This is a genomic window from Sphingobacterium sp. LRF_L2 (assembly GCF_965644235.1).
Taxonomy (GTDB): Bacteria; Bacteroidota; Bacteroidia; order Sphingobacteriales; family Sphingobacteriaceae; genus Sphingobacterium.
The window spans coordinates 176,322-192,061 of record NZ_CBFFRI010000003.1; the positions used below are offsets into that span (position 1 = coordinate 176,322).

Consider the following 15,740-nt stretch of genomic DNA (forward strand, 5'->3'; position numbering starts at 1 on the left):
AAAAACAACTTTAAACGCTGGCTTTCCTCTGTATAATTATCTAATTACTACAAAATATTAGCATGGGAAGGTTTATCAGAAGACCAAAAGGTTGTTATAAACACAAGGTTTCAAGTAATAACTTTACTTTTTCTTGCATTTCCCTTATTTATTTTCCAACTTTAACCATCATTGGTCAAACAATAATTTTATCATTATGGTGTTATTATAAATAATGGACCATATTAATTCAGTCAAATTTATGTTAAAACAAATTCTGCAATTCACGATTATTCTTTTTTCATTCACGGCATTTGGACAAACGAAACCTATGCTTCCTTATGCAATCCAAAAAGGCACGTTGAACGAACAATTTATCAATCTGAGTAATCTATCCAAATCGCAAAATGCCGACTTTAAGATTATCCGAAAAACGAATCTAGATATCGTAAGAACGAATGTATTGGATTCTATTTCGCGCTATCAAAAGGAAATCGCAGAATTGAAGAATAGTTCCTCCTCTTCGGTCACAACGGTTAAAAACCTGAAAGATTCGGTCACAACGTTGGACAGCCAACTACAGGCGGAGAAGCAGAAAACAGACAGCATAGCATTCTTAGGAATAGACTTTGCAAAAGGCACATACCATGCTGTTGTATGGTCGGTTATTGTCGTGTTAGCCATAGCATTTTTGGCGACACTCGCTTCCTTTAGAAAAGCAAAAGTCGACACCAATGAACATAAGAAAACAACGGAAGAACTGCAAGATGAATTACAGACGCTCCGCAAAAAATCCATGGAGAAAGAGCAAATTCTAAAAAGGCAACTTTTAGATGAGCAAATGAAACGAAATTCTTAACAACGTATTTTTACGACGAAGAAGGCCTGCATATGCAGGCCTTCTTCGTTTAATTTATGCAAGAACTTGTTACAACGGCACAAACAACGGCGATACATCCCCCAAAATTCATGCACCTACCTATTCTCTCGTAGAACAAGCCCACCTTGCTGAAAATGATATTTCAAGAGGAGAAATTTTCCATTATTTAAACAAAGAGTTATAAAAAAATAAATTATTATCAATAAGCGTTTTGCTTTTAATTTGATATCACTTATTTTTGCATTCCAAAATCTAGATGTTAAATCCATCTGTTTTAAATTGATTAATAATTATTTAGTCCCTATAATATGCCCAATATTGGTAAAATAGCGCAGATTATCGGCCCCGTAGTTGATGTCAACTTCGCCGACAATGACAAACTTCCTAAGATCTACGATGCCTTGTATATTGAAAAAGACAATGGTCAACGTGTTGTGTTAGAAGTTCAACAACACCTAGGCGAGGATCGTGTTCGCACAATCGCCATGGACGCAACAGAAGGTTTGGTTCGCGGAATGAAAGTAGTTGACACAGGTGCTCCGATTAAGATGCCTGTTGGAGAGGAAATCAAAGGCCGTGTATTCAACGTGGTTGGTGATCCTATTGACGGTATCCAGAACTTGGATAAAGAAAATGGACGTCCTATTCACAATGTTCCGCCGAGATTTGATGAACTATCTACTGAATCAGAGGTATTATTCACAGGTATTAAAGTAATCGATTTATTAGAGCCTTACGCAAAAGGTGGTAAAATTGGTTTATTCGGTGGTGCCGGTGTAGGAAAAACCGTATTGATCCAAGAACTTATCAACAATATTGCAAAGGGACACGGTGGTTTATCTGTATTTGCGGGTGTAGGTGAGCGTACACGTGAAGGTAATGACTTATTACGTGAGATGTTGGAATCCGGAATTATCAAATATGGTGAGCATTTCATGGAAGGGATGGAGAAAGGTGAATGGCCTCTTGATAAAGTTGACAACGAATTGCTTAAGGATTCAAAATGTACATTCGTATTCGGACAGATGAATGAGCCTCCTGGGGCACGTGCTCGTGTAGCTTTGTCAGGTCTTACTATTGCGGAATATTTCCGTGATGGAGATGGTCAAGGACAAGGTCGTGACGTACTTTTCTTTATCGATAACATCTTCCGTTTTACACAAGCAGGATCTGAAGTATCAGCTCTTCTTGGCCGTATGCCTTCTGCAGTAGGTTACCAACCGACTTTGGCAACAGAAATGGGATTGATGCAAGAGCGTATCACATCGACAAAGAATGGCTCTATCACTTCTGTACAAGCTGTATACGTTCCTGCCGATGACTTAACTGACCCTGCACCAGCAACAACCTTTGCTCACTTAGATGCAACAACTGTATTATCTCGTAAGATTGCAGAGCTTGGTATTTATCCAGCAGTAGATCCATTAGACTCTACTTCCAGAATCTTATCGCCAACCGTATTAGGTGACGAACATTATAATACAGCACAACGTGTGAAAGAAATTTTACAACGTTATAAGGAACTACAAGATATCATCGCAATCTTGGGTATGGATGAATTATCTGAAGAAGATAAATTAACCGTTCAACGCGCTCGTCGTGTACAACGTTTCCTTTCTCAACCATTCCACGTTGCTGAGCAGTTCACAGGCTTAAAAGGTGTTTTAGTAGACATCAAGGATACTATCAAAGGATTTAACATGATCATAGATGGTGAAGTTGATGAATATCCTGAAGCAGCATTCAACTTGGTGGGATCCATCGAAGAAGCTATCGAAAAAGGTAAAAAACTATTGGCTGAAGCCGTTTAAATTAGTAGTTTGCATTGCCAGCGTTAATTAGATACATTCGAATAACGCTGGCAATACGAAGTAAAAGGCTTAAATACAAACTACTAAATACTCTTATATTAGGATGAAATTAACAATCATTACTCCAGATAAGCTAGCATACGAAGGTGATGTTACAGCAGTAACAGTACCAGGTAGCGCGGGTTCCTTTCAAATTTTGAAAGACCACGCCCCTATTGTATCAACTTTAGAGGATGGAAAAGTCATTATTCAAGCTAACAACGGCCAAATTGTCCTGGTCATTAAAGGCGGTGTGGTGGAAGCAAAGGACAACAAAATCACTGTATTAGCTGAAGGAATAGTTGAAGAATAACTAAGAAAATACACCGATAAAAAAGCCCTTAAGACTTCCAGTTTTAAGGGCTTTTTTTTAAACTTTTGGGAAGAAAACATAGATTTTAGGAAGAATTTCCATCCTTTTCTTGTATTGGTCTATTTTTAATAAACATACCGAAATTCATTTTAGTCTATCAGCAACAAAATTAAATTTTATAAATAAATAAAAACTAAAAATATAAAGACATTAAATAATATTTTTCAAAATTTAAAACTTTATGAAAATAATTTGTTTTGCTATTGTAAAGAATTTTTAATAGAACTAACTTAACAAAAGTGAAATTAGTCTGTATATTTTCTTTGGGGAGAAGTACATTTCATCACAGACAAAATCAACAGTTTATATGCAATATTATAATCAGGATACGTACATTTATTTGAACGGGGATTTCGTGAAGGCAACAGAAGCCGGCGCAGATCTTTTCGGTCAGTCCCTCCATTATGGGTATGGTGCCTTTGAAGGTTTACGCGCCTATAGTACGCATCATGGAACACGGATCTTTAAAGCAGAAGAACATTTCACACGCTTACAGCGATCTTGTCAGGCAATAGACCTTCCTTACGATTGGAGTAGCCCCAAATTAATCGAAAGTACATACGAGCTCTTGGAGATGAACAACCTCCGTGCGGCTTATATAAGACCTTTGGTTTTTTCGGGTTCCAATATGCACCTTACCTCTGCAAAAAGCGCAAATATTATGATTGCAGCCTGGGAATGGGGCCCTTATCTCGGGCAGAACCTATTGCGTCTTTGTACATCAAGCATCCAACGCCCCAACCCCAAATCGTTCCGTACGGAAGCGAAAATTTCGGGCCAATATATCAATGCGATTCTTGCTTCGAGTGATGCCATAAAGAATGGATTTGATGAGGCCTTATTGTTCGATCATGAAGGGTACATTGCCCAAGCAGCAAGCGAAAATTTATTTATAGAAAAAGATTTTAAATTATATACACCTCCATTGGACAACGTGTTTCCAGGTATTACACGTCAAACAGTCATCGAATTATGTAAGGAACTTCACATCGATATCATTGAAAAAAGACTAACGATCGAAGAGGTATTACAAGCCGACAGCGCATTCCTTAGCGGTACCGCTGCCGAAATTATTGGCATTAAAGAGATAGACGGTTTAAAATACAAAGAGGACTGGGAACATACCATAGGAGCATCTATTCAAAGAAAATATAAAAAGTTAGTTTTAGAAGAAGAGAATTATGAAGTCATCATCTGACGCACAAAATGTATTAAACAAGTATAGCCGCATCTTTACACAAGATGAAACACAACCTGCTGCCAAAGCGATGCTATATGGTATTGGACTAACAGATGCCGACATGCATAAAGGCCAAGTTGGTATTGCAAGCATGGGCTATGATGGGAACACCTGTAATATGCACTTGAACGATCTTGCTCAAGTGGTCAAGAAAGGTGTTTGGAACAATGATTTAGTAGGATTAACCTTTGGAACCATTGGCGTCAGTGATGGGATGAGTAACGGAACAGACGGTATGCGTTATTCCTTGGTATCCCGTGATGTTATCGCTGATAGTATAGAAACAATTTGTGGCGGACAGTACTATGATGGTTTGATTGCTATTCCTGGTTGCGATAAGAATATGCCAGGCGCAATCATGGCTATGGGTCGTTTGAATCGCCCATCGATCATGGTATATGGTGGTACAATAGCACCGGGCCATTATAAAGGGCAAGAACTTAATATCGTTTCTGCTTTTGAGGCATTAGGTCAGCGTCTTTGTGGAAATCTTTCCGATGAAGACTATGAGGGCATCATCAAACATACTTGCCCAGGCGCAGGTGCTTGTGGTGGGATGTATACGGCTAATACGATGGCTTCCGCTATCGAAGCCTTAGGGATGAGTCTTCCTTATTCTTCTTCCAACCCCGCGGTATCCGATGCAAAAAAAGCCGAGTGTCTTGAAGCAGGTGAATATATACGCATATTACTTGAAAAAGATATTAAACCTTCCGATATCATGACCCGTAAAGCATTTGAAAATGCATTGCGCGCAATCATCGTCCTGGGAGGAAGTACCAATGCCGTGTTACACTTCATCGCTATCGGTAAATCTGTAGGGGTAGATATTACACAGGACGATTTCCAACGCATGTCGGACGTTACGCCTGTATTAGCAGATTTTAAACCTTCTGGGAAGTACTTGATGCAAGATCTTCAACAATACGGAGGCACACCCGCTGTACTACGATATTTGTTAGATGAAGGTTTATTGCATGGCGATTGTTTGACCGTAACCGGAAAAACAATGGCAGAGAACTTGGCAGATGTGAAGTCTATTATTGACTACAATCAGCCTATTGTGCAACGGTTGGACAACCCGATAAAAGCAACAGGTCACTTGCAGATCTTATACGGAAATTTAGCAGAGAAAGGTTCTGTAGCGAAGATTTCAGGCAAAGAAGGCGAGAAATTCACTGGCCCTGCCCGTGTATTTGATGGAGAACATGAACTAGTTGAAGGCGTGTCTTCGGGCCGTATTAAACCTGGCGATGTTGTCGTCATTAAGAACTCTGGACCTATTGGCGCACCTGGTATGCCAGAAATGTTGAAACCTACATCTCTAATCATTGGTGCAGGGCTTGGAAACTCGGTGGCATTAATTACTGATGGACGTTTCTCAGGAGGAACACATGGTTTTGTCGTCGGACACATTACACCTGAGGCGTATGCGGGTGGTCTTATCGGTCTTGTTGAAGATAACGATGTGATCGAAATCGACGCTGTAAACAATACCATTATTTTAAAGGTGGACGAAGATACCATCGCTAGCCGCAGGGCGAATTGGGTTAAACCGGCGCTCAAAGTAACAAAAGGTGTGTTGTACAAATATGCAAAAACGGTTGCCGATGCTTCAGAAGGCTGTGTAACCGACCTTTAAAACGAAACGTTATAAAACACAAATAAGATTATCAGGGGCTCACCTGTCACAGGGAGAGCCCACAAAATATCTAAATACTCAACACTAATATCTAAATACTAAAAAATGAGTACACTGGAAAAAACGGAAACAAAGCCTCAACCAGAAACAATTGCAACCACACAGTTGAGTGGTTCACAAGCTGTTTTGGAAGCGCTAATCCATGAAGGAGTGGACACCATATTTGGTTATCCGGGAGGGGCAATCATGCCTATCTACGATGCATTGTATGACTATAATGAAAAGTTGACGCATATATTGGTCCGCCATGAACAAGGAGGAATCCACGCGGCTCAGGGTTACGCACGTACTTCGGGACGTGTAGGTGTCGCTTTCGCAACCAGCGGTCCAGGTGCAACAAATCTTGTCACTGGTTTAGCAGATGCGATGATAGACAGCAACCCGATTGTCTGTATTACAGGTCAGGTATTTGCTTCTTTATTGGGAACTGACGCTTTTCAAGAGACAGATATCATCAATATAACGACCCCCGTAACAAAATGGAACTATCAAATCACGGATGCAACAGAAATTCCTAGTGTATTAGCAAAGGCATTTTACATCGCTCAGACGGGTAGACCTGGTCCTGTATTGATTGATATTACAAAGAGTGCACAGTTGCAACTGTTCGCCTATGAAGGCTATACCAAATGTGATCATGTTCGTAGTTATAGACCAAAACCTATCGTTCGTAAAGAATATATCGAACAAGCGGCGGAATTGATCAACCAAGCTAAAAAGCCTTTTGTCATCTTTGGTCAAGGTGTTATCTTAGGTCAAGCAGAACAAGATCTTAAAGATTTTATTGAAAAAGGAGGTTTTCCTGCAGCGACGACAGTAATGGGCTTAAGTGCATTGGAGACAAGTCACCCACAGCACGTCGGCATGCTTGGTATGCATGGTAACTATGCGCCAAACGTTATGACCAATGAATGTGATGTATTAATCGCTATTGGTATGCGCTTTGACGATCGTGTGACTGGACGCTTAGACAAATACGCAAAACAGGCAAAAGTCATTCATCTGGATATCGACCCTGCAGAAATCGATAAAAATGTAAAGGCAACAGTTCCTGTATGGGGAGACTGTAAAGAGACTCTTCCTCTACTCACCGAACTTTTACAGCAAAATGATCACTCCGCGTGGTTGGCTCAATTCCGGGAACTCGAAAAAGAAGAAATAAAAGAGGTTATCCATAACGAGTTAAATCCTACATCTGAGGTGATGACCATGGGCGAAGTTATTCGTGTGTTAAACGAACTTAGCGGTGGCGACGCAATCATCGTTACGGATGTCGGTCAACACCAAATGGTGGCCTGCCGTTACGCGCAATTTAACAGTTCCAAATCGAATGTCACTTCTGGAGGTTTAGGAACTATGGGCTTTGGCCTTCCTGCAGCAATAGGTGCTTGGTATGGTGCACCGCACAGAGATGTCGTAGCGATCATTGGCGACGGGGGAATACAAATGACCATTCAAGAGCTGGGAACTATCATGCAATTTGGTGCCAAAGTGAAAATCCTCATTCTGAACAATGAGTTCTTAGGCATGGTTAGACAATGGCAGCAATTGTTCCACGATAAACGCTACTCTTTTGTTAACATTACCAGTCCTGATTTTGTCGCTGTGGCAAAAGGCTACTATATTGACGGAAATAAGATTTCCCAGCGGAAAGATCTATATGATGCAATGAAAACCATGTTAGAACACGATGGAGCCTACCTATTAGAAGTTATGGTTGGCAAAGAAAACAACGTATTTCCTATGGTAGCACAAGGTACATCGGTCTCTGAAATAAGATTAAAGTAATTTATAATGGAAAAGCAAGAATATACGATAACCTTATATACGGAAAACTCTATCGGTATGATAGGCCGTATCTCCGGTATTTTTTCCAGAAGGAAAATCAACATTGAAAGTCTAAACACCTCTCCTTCAGAGGTAGAAAATATTCACCGGTTTACCATCTTGATCACCGAATCGGAGGAGGTCGTTCGCAAACTTTGTAGACAGATCGAAAAACAAGTTGAGGTTCTTAAGGCCTATTACAATACGGATGAGGAATTGATTTGGCAAGAACAGGCCTTATACAAAGTCCCTACCGACATTATTGCAGAAAAAGCTCCTGTAGAACGTTTGTTGCGCGAGTATGGCGCTTCTGCTGTGGTGATAAGAAACGACTACACAGTCTTCGAAACCGCGGGACACCGTGAAGAGATAGACAAGCTTACCGCAGAGCTAACCAAATACAGATTAATTGAGTTTGTTCGCGGAGCACGTATTGCCATCATCAAAGATAGCGCTGGATTCCATTCGAAATTAAAGCAATTCGAACGTGAAGAACCTGCTCCAGAAGTTGTAGAGAATGAATTCTTGGATCAGGCAGACAAAGTATTCACCATGTAATCTGTATGGAAAAGGTATTCAATTTTATCATCGACGCACGCAGAGCTTTCATCGAACTTATCGATGGACTTACAACAGAGGAACTAAACCATATTCCGGAAGGATTTAACAACAATATCATCTGGAATTTCGGACATATCGTGGTCAGTACACAGACTTTATGTTATGTACGGACTGAGATTCATGCCGATGCAACTGCGTTTAAATATGTAGACGCGTACAAAAAAGGTTCAAAACCTACTTACTTCGTACAAGCGGAAGAGATTGCTGAGTTAAAAGAAATCGCACTTGCTAGCATCGAAACGATCCAAAAGGCATATAATGATGGCGTATTTTCGAAAATTACACCGTTTGAAACATCGACATATAAGTCCAGTCTAAACAGCATTGAAGACGTCATAATAACGACAGTGGGCCATGACAATCTCCACTTCGGATATGCACAAGCACAACGTAGAGCATTAAAAAAATAGTAATCAACCCAATAAAAAAGATAAAAAATAAATAATAAAAACAATGGCAAATTATTTCAACACATTACCTCTTAGAGAACAACTTAACCAGTTGGGACATGCAGAATTTATGGAAACTTCAGAATTCGCAGATGGTGTAGATGCACTAAAAGGTAAAAAAATCGTGATTGTAGGTGCTGGTGCACAAGGCTTAAACCAAGGTTTAAACTTAAGAGATAGCGGTCTTGATATCTCCTACGCTTTACGTAAAGAAGCTATTGAACAAAAAAGAGATTCTTGGAAAAATGCGACAGACAATAATTTCACTGTAGGCACATACGAGGAATTGATTCCAACGGCTGATTTGGTGATCAACCTTACGCCAGATAAACAACATACTTCTGTAGTTAACGCTGTAATGCCATTGATGAAGCAAGGTGCAGCTCTTTCTTATTCACATGGTTTTAACATTGTTGAAGAGGGAATGCAGATCCGCAAAGACATCACTGTTTTGATGGTAGCTCCTAAATGTCCAGGTTCAGAAGTTCGCGCAGAATACCTTAGAGGATTTGGTGTTCCTACCTTAATCGCTGTACACCCTGAAAATGATCCGGAAGGAAAAGGATGGGCATATGCTAAAGCCTACTGTGTAGGTACTGGTGGCCACCGTGCAGGTGTTTTAAAATCATCTTTCGTTGCCGAAGTAAAATCGGATTTGATGGGTGAGCAAACTATCTTATGTGGTTTATTACAGACTGGATCGATTTTGTCTTTCGACAAAATGGTGGAAAAAGGTATAGACGCTGGCTACGCTTCTAAATTGGTTCAATACGGCGTTGAAGTTATCACTGAGGCTCTTAAACACGGTGGTGTAAGTGGTATGTTAGACCGCCTGTCTAATGTAGCAAAAATCAAAGCTTTCCAAATTTCAGAGGAGTTAAAAGACATTATGCGTCCTTTGTTCCAAAAGCACCAAGATGATATCATGTCAGGTGAATTCAGCAAGACTATGATGGAAGATTGGGCAAACGGCGACGCAAACTTACTTAAATGGCGTGCAGAAACAGGAGAAACCGCTTTCGAAAAAACGGCTGCTGCTGATGTTAAGATTGGTGAACAAGAATATTTTGACAACTATCTTTTAATGGTTGCTTTCGTTAGAGCAGGTGTGGAATTGGCATTCGAGACTATGGTAGAAGCAGGTATCAAACCAGAATCAGCATACTATGAGTCGCTACACGAGACACCATTGATCGCAAACACTATCGCTCGTAAGAAGCTTTTCGAAATGAACCGTGTTATCTCTGACACAGCGGAATATGGTTGTTACCTTTTCGATCAAGCTTGTAAACCTTTGTTAGCTGATTTTATGACGAAAGTAGACACAGACTTAGTTGGTAAAAACTTCAACGAAGGAAAAGATGGCGCGGTTGACAACGTTCAACTGGTACAAGTGAACGAAATCTTACGTAATCATGCTGTAGAAATCGTAGGCGTAAAATTACGCAAAGCGATGACTGCTATGAAAACCATCAAAACTGTTTAATATTTCGTAAATTAGACGGCTTAAAAAAGGGGTAAATTTAATCGTATAAACTTACCCCTTATACAGTTAAAATTGGAAGCATTTATCAGGAGAAAAGAGGGGTACCTGCCCTTGCATTTCTGAATACCTTCCAGCAAAAATAGAGAAAGAGAAAATGGGAAAAACATTAGTAGAGAAGATTTGGGATGCACATGTGGTGAAGCAAGAAGAGGGCTTCCCCGACATTTTGTATATCGATACACACTTAATTCATGAAGTAACCTCGCCTCAGGCCTTTGATGGTTTGCGCAAAAGAGATCTTCCTGTATTTCGCCCCACACAAACGGTTGCTACTGCCGACCATAACGTGCCGACCTTAAATCAACACCTTCCAATCAAAGAGGAGCTATCTCGCTACCAAGTGGATATGCTGACCAAAAACACCAAAGAATTTGGCGTAGAACTTTACGGTTTGGGACATCCCTACCAGGGAATCGTTCACGTTATCGGTCCGGAATTAGGCATCACACAACCGGGAAAAACCATGGTTTGTGGAGATAGTCACACGTCTACACACGGCGCCTTTGGAGCTATCGCTTTTGGTATTGGTACTTCCCAAGTGGAACAGGTATTCGCTACGCAATGTCTTTTACAGCAGAAGCCAAAGACCATGAAAATAGAAGTAAATGGTGAACTGGCAAAAGGAGTAGGCGCAAAAGATATTATCTTATATATCATTTCTAAAATATCTGCAGCTGGAGGTACAGGATATTTTGTAGAATATGCAGGCTCTGCAATACGGTCGCTTAGTATGGAAGGTCGTATGACAATCTGTAATATGAGTATCGAGATGGGCGCTCGAGGTGGACTTATCGCTCCAGATCAAACTACGTTTGATTATGTACATGGGCGCGAATTTGCACCGAAAGGCGAAGCTTGGGACAAAGCATTGAGCTACTGGAAAACCTTATATTCTGACGATGATGCAACTTTCGATGCTGTATTGGAATATGATGCTGCCGATATACAACCTATGATTACCTATGGAACAAATCCAGGAATGGGAATCGGCATCACTGAAAATATACCAACAACAACCTCGCAGCCGACCAGTGAGCAACCGTCTTTCCAAAAAGCTATCGACTATATGGGGTTCCACGATGGCGAGCAAGTTTTAGGAAAACCTGTTGACTATGTTTTTATCGGAAGTTGTACAAACTCTCGTATAGAGGATCTTCGTGAAGTAGCGGCTTTTGTACAAGGGAAACAGAAATCAGAACATGTGGAAGTCTGGATTGTACCTGGATCAAAACAGGTAGAAGCGCAAGCAAAAGAAGAAGGTATCGACAAAATATTCGAGCAAGCTGGGTTTCAATTGCGTGAACCGGGATGTTCTGCTTGCTTAGGTATGAACGAAGATAAAATCCCTGCAGGAAAATATTGTATATCGACCTCAAACAGGAACTTCGAAGGCCGCCAGGGGCCAAATGCACGCACTATGCTTGCAAGCCCACTTACAGCAGCAGCAGCGGCAGTTACTGGTAAAATCGTGGACGTCAGAGAATTGATTTGATAATTTAAAAATTCAAACAGGAAGAATTTAAATGATAGTAGAAGTGGCTATGCTGAACATAAAAGCTGGACTGTCTCAAGAATTTGAACATGCATTTTTAAAAGCCGAAAAAATAATCCAAAGAATGAACGGTTACATTTCTCACGAAATGAAAAGATGTATCGAACAAAATGACAAGTACATCCTCTTCGTTCGATGGGAAACTTTGGAAGATCATACAGAAGGCTTTAGAAAATCGGATGAATATCAAGACTGGAAGGCCTTACTTCATCATTTTTACGATCCGTTTCCTCAGGTAGAACATTACGTATAGGAACTTAGTAATTTTTACTTTCACTTTGAACTATAAAAAAAGAAGAAATTAAGACAGTCGTCGGCCGATCCGATTTAGGCTTTTTAATTTTGACTTTTTACTTTGAAATATGAAAAAATTTGAAACTTTAACATCATCGGTAGTTCCATTACCGATAGAAAATATAGATACCGATCAGATTATTCCGGCGCGTTTCTTAAAAGCAACGACTCGTGATGGCTTTGGCGATAATCTATTCCGCGATTGGCGTTTCGACAGCGAGAACCAGCCTAAAGCTGATTTTGTAATGAACAATCCGATCTATGCAGGAAAAATACTCGTTGCCGGCAAAAACTTTGGTTGTGGTTCTAGCCGAGAACATGCTGCTTGGGCCATTCAAGATTATGGCTTTGATGTGGTTATCAGCTCTTTCTTTGCTGATATCTTTAAAGGTAATGCGTTAAACAATGGCGTACTTCCTATTCAGGTACCTGAAGAATTTCTACAAAAAATATTCGCAGCTGTTTTTGCTGATCCAGAAAGCGCATTAACGGTAGACTTAGAAGCACAGACCGTACAGATCAACGAGACGGGGGAGCTTTATACATTTGAAATCAACCCGTACAAAAAATCTTGTTTAATTAACGGCTATGATGACATCGACTTTATCCTTAGTCACAAGAATTTAATAGAAGAATTCGAACAAAAAAGATAATGACAAACCCTGTCGTCCATATTACCAATTTAAATCTACAGTATACAGCAAAACCTATACTGCAAGATTTAAATTGGTCTATATTTCCTGGCGAGCATTGGCTGATCGGAGGGAAAAGTGGTTCTGGAAAGTCCTCTTTGGCTAAAGCTATCGCAAATCAGGAAAAAAAATCCGCTGGGGATTTACAGTTTAATTTTAACCCCACAATTTCCTTTCCTCCTCTTGTTTATTATGTATCGAACTGGTATCAATTTGCTAATCTAGAGGGTGATCGGAACTTCTATTACCAACAGCGCTACAATAAACATCAAAATCACGATACCCTTACAGTGTATGGGGATCTGATCCATTTTGGAAACAAAAATAATCTTGATTTTTCAGCTGCAACTCCCATTCTTGAAGCCTTAGGCTTTGAGAACTGTAAAGAAACGCAGTTGATCGAACTATCGAGTGGAGAGCACAAAAAATTACAGCTTGTACAAGCATTATGGTTAAAACCTCAAGTGCTTATTCTAGATGAACCATATACAGGATTGGATAAACAGTCCCGTGTTAACCTCAATGCCATTCTAGATCAAATGGCTGCTGCAGGCTGTTCCTTGATACTCATTACGAATGATAAAGCGATTCCGAGTTCTATTAATCGGTTTGCGCAAATTGAAGAGGGTAAGTTAAAGGTTGTGGACGGTTTAGCGGCTTTATCCCAAGATGAAAAGCGGCAGCAGAAACCTTTCCCCTACTTTTTACAAAAAGCTCCTAAGGTCGATCACGAAATTATGATCCAATTACAAAACGTATCTGTTCGTTACGACGACAAATTTGTTTTGAAAAATGTAAATTGGACAGTGAAAGTCGGTGAAAAATGGCTCTTACAAGGGCATAACGGCTCGGGCAAGTCGACGCTTCTTAGTTTATTAAACGGAGATCATCCACAGGCATATGCAAATGATATCTGGCTCTTTGGCCACAAACGTGGCAGTGGAGAGAGTATTTGGGACATCAAAGAAAAGGTAGGAATCATATCGCCCGAGTTACATTGGTACTTTGATAAAAGTGCTTCAGTATGGCATGCTATCGCTTCTGGATTTTATGATAGTATCGGTTGGTTCTTGAACGTTAAGTACGAAGAGAAGAAACAGATTGAACAATTACTGGATTTCTTTGACCTATTGGAGGATAAAGATAAGCTTTTACACACTCTACCATTAGGAAAACAGCGGCTCGCTTTACTGGCCCGCACGATTATCAAAAATCCTCCGCTGTTAATTTTGGATGAACCCTGCCAAGGCCTTGATCAAGTACAAACGGCACATTTTAACGCTGTGGTTGACGAATTAAGCGCATATGGTAAAACGCTTATCTATGTCGGGCACTACGAATCGCAGCTACCGTCTTGCCTGGATCACCGCTTAGTATTAGAAAAGGGAGCGGTAATTAATACGGAAAGCAAGCTCTCTAAATTGGAGAAATAAAAAACACACTAGGTTTAGTGCAATAAATAATGAAAACACAAAAGCTTAGTATATAAGCTACTGAATAATAAATAGCAAAGTAAATATCGTATTCGCATTTTACGCTTGACTGTTTAATTTGAACAAGATGAAGCCATCATGATTCACGCAATCGCAGGGCGCTTCATTACAAATGAATAAATAATTTATACGGATGAAAAAAAACATTTTAATTATCCCTGGTGACGGCATCGGACAAGAAGTAACAACTTGGGGTAAACAGGTTTTAGAAGTTATAGCAGCACAATACGGCCATGAATTCAGCTTTGATGAAGCTATTATGGGCCATACAGCTATAGAAGCTACAGGAAACCCATTACCAGATGAAACATTAGAAAAAGCAAAAGCATCTGACGCCATTCTATTCGGTGCCATTGGACATGCTAAATATGACAATGATCCGTCTGCAAAAGTAAGACCTGAACAAGGTTTGTTGAAGATTCGTAAAGAACTGGGACTTTATGCAAACTTAAGACCGATTTTGTTATTCGATGAATTGTTAGATGCATCTAGTCTAAAACCTGAAGTTCTCCGTGGAACAGACATTCTATTCTTTCGTGAGTTAACGGGCGATGTTTATTTTGGAGAGAAAAAACGAAATGAAGATAACACCTTCGCTTCGGATTTGATGAACTACCATCGCTATGAAGTGGAACGTATCGCACGCAAGGCTTACGATGCCGCACGTACGCGCAATAAAAAACTGTGTTCTGTCGACAAAGCCAATGTATTAGAAACATCCAGATTGTGGCGGGAAGTTGTACAGGAAATTGCAAAAGAATATCCAGATGTAGAAACCGAACATATGTTTATAGACAATGCGGCGATGCAACTTGTTAAGAATCCGAAGAAGTTTGATGTCGTATTAACGGCCAATCTTTTTGGCGACATCTTGACAGATGAAGCATCTCAAATCGCTGGTTCTATGGGAATGCTCGCTTCTGCATCCGTAGGTGATGGAACGGGTTTCTTTGAGCCAATCCATGGTTCAGCTCATGATATCGCTGGCCAGAATAAAGCGAACCCTTTAGCGTCTATCCTATCTGCAGCATTGATGTTGGACATTGCATTTGGTTTACAAGAAGAAGCTAAAACTGTCACTCAAGCTGTTGCAGACACCCTAAAAGCTGGTTGGAGAACAGGCGACATTGCCAATTCAGAAACACCTACAGCTAAAATTTTAGGAACCAACGAAATGGGTGCTAAGGTATTGGAGTTTATTAAGAAGTAATTGACTGAGTATAAACATGATGAAAGAGAAAG

General features: G+C 40.2%; 14 protein-coding genes. All 14 read left to right on the plus strand.

Going from position 1 to position 15,740, the window contains the following annotated elements; genetic code table 11:
- The first annotated feature begins 241 nt into the window (after positions 1-241).
- The 14 genes from ACSZOX_RS06755 to leuB all read left to right on the plus strand — a co-directional run bounded on the left by ACSZOX_RS06755 (position 242) and on the right by leuB (position 15,708).
- Positions 242-838, plus strand: a complete 597-nt coding sequence (locus ACSZOX_RS06755; RefSeq protein WP_437919095.1) for a hypothetical protein — start codon at positions 242-244, stop codon at positions 836-838.
- Between the two features lie 329 nt (positions 839-1,167).
- Positions 1,168-2,670 (plus strand): F0F1 ATP synthase subunit beta, encoded by a 1,503-nt coding sequence (gene atpD, locus ACSZOX_RS06760; RefSeq protein WP_437919096.1) that lies wholly within the window; start codon positions 1,168-1,170, stop codon positions 2,668-2,670.
- 103 nt (positions 2,671-2,773) lie between these two features.
- Positions 2,774-3,022, plus strand: a complete 249-nt coding sequence (atpC, locus tag ACSZOX_RS06765) for an ATP synthase F1 subunit epsilon (RefSeq protein WP_437919097.1) — start codon at positions 2,774-2,776, stop codon at positions 3,020-3,022.
- A 367-nt stretch (positions 3,023-3,389) separates the two neighbouring features.
- Complete coding sequence (locus tag ACSZOX_RS06770) at positions 3,390-4,280, plus strand: branched-chain amino acid transaminase (protein WP_437919098.1); 891 nt, start codon at positions 3,390-3,392, stop codon at positions 4,278-4,280.
- A complete protein-coding gene (ilvD, locus tag ACSZOX_RS06775; RefSeq protein ID WP_437919099.1) occupies positions 4,264-5,964 on the plus strand; it encodes a dihydroxy-acid dehydratase in 1,701 nt (566 codons plus the stop codon). The genes ACSZOX_RS06770 and ilvD overlap by 17 nt, the downstream gene beginning before the upstream one ends.
- Before the next feature lie 105 nt (positions 5,965-6,069).
- On the plus strand, positions 6,070-7,812 hold the full coding sequence (gene ilvB / locus ACSZOX_RS06780; protein ID WP_437919100.1) for a biosynthetic-type acetolactate synthase large subunit: 1,743 nt from the start codon (positions 6,070-6,072) through the stop codon (positions 7,810-7,812).
- 6 nt (positions 7,813-7,818) lie between these two features.
- Positions 7,819-8,409, plus strand: a complete 591-nt coding sequence (ilvN, locus tag ACSZOX_RS06785) for an acetolactate synthase small subunit (protein WP_437919101.1) — start codon at positions 7,819-7,821, stop codon at positions 8,407-8,409.
- Between the two features lie 5 nt (positions 8,410-8,414).
- The gene (locus ACSZOX_RS06790; protein WP_437919102.1) at positions 8,415-8,882 is read left to right on the plus strand and encodes a DinB family protein; all 468 of its coding nucleotides are present in this window, start codon (positions 8,415-8,417) and stop codon (positions 8,880-8,882) included.
- 43 nt (positions 8,883-8,925) lie between these two features.
- Positions 8,926-10,407: a ketol-acid reductoisomerase gene (gene ilvC, locus ACSZOX_RS06795; RefSeq protein ID WP_437919103.1), complete on the plus strand. Its 1,482-nt coding sequence runs from the start codon at positions 8,926-8,928 to the stop codon at positions 10,405-10,407.
- 154 nt (positions 10,408-10,561) lie between these two features.
- Positions 10,562-11,959, plus strand: a complete 1,398-nt coding sequence (gene leuC, locus ACSZOX_RS06800; RefSeq protein WP_437919104.1) for a 3-isopropylmalate dehydratase large subunit — start codon at positions 10,562-10,564, stop codon at positions 11,957-11,959.
- Between the two features lie 31 nt (positions 11,960-11,990).
- Positions 11,991-12,272: an antibiotic biosynthesis monooxygenase family protein gene (locus ACSZOX_RS06805; protein WP_437919105.1), complete on the plus strand. Its 282-nt coding sequence runs from the start codon at positions 11,991-11,993 to the stop codon at positions 12,270-12,272.
- A 109-nt stretch (positions 12,273-12,381) separates the two neighbouring features.
- Positions 12,382-12,966 (plus strand): 3-isopropylmalate dehydratase small subunit, encoded by a 585-nt coding sequence (gene leuD, locus ACSZOX_RS06810; protein WP_437919106.1) that lies wholly within the window; start codon positions 12,382-12,384, stop codon positions 12,964-12,966.
- Positions 12,966-14,438 (plus strand): ATP-binding cassette domain-containing protein, encoded by a 1,473-nt coding sequence (locus tag ACSZOX_RS06815; RefSeq protein WP_437919107.1) that lies wholly within the window; start codon positions 12,966-12,968, stop codon positions 14,436-14,438. The genes leuD and ACSZOX_RS06815 overlap by 1 nt, the downstream gene beginning before the upstream one ends.
- 193 nt (positions 14,439-14,631) lie before the next feature.
- A complete protein-coding gene (gene leuB, locus ACSZOX_RS06820) occupies positions 14,632-15,708 on the plus strand; it encodes a 3-isopropylmalate dehydrogenase (protein WP_437919108.1) in 1,077 nt (358 codons plus the stop codon).
- Positions 15,709-15,740: the final 32 nt, after the last annotated feature.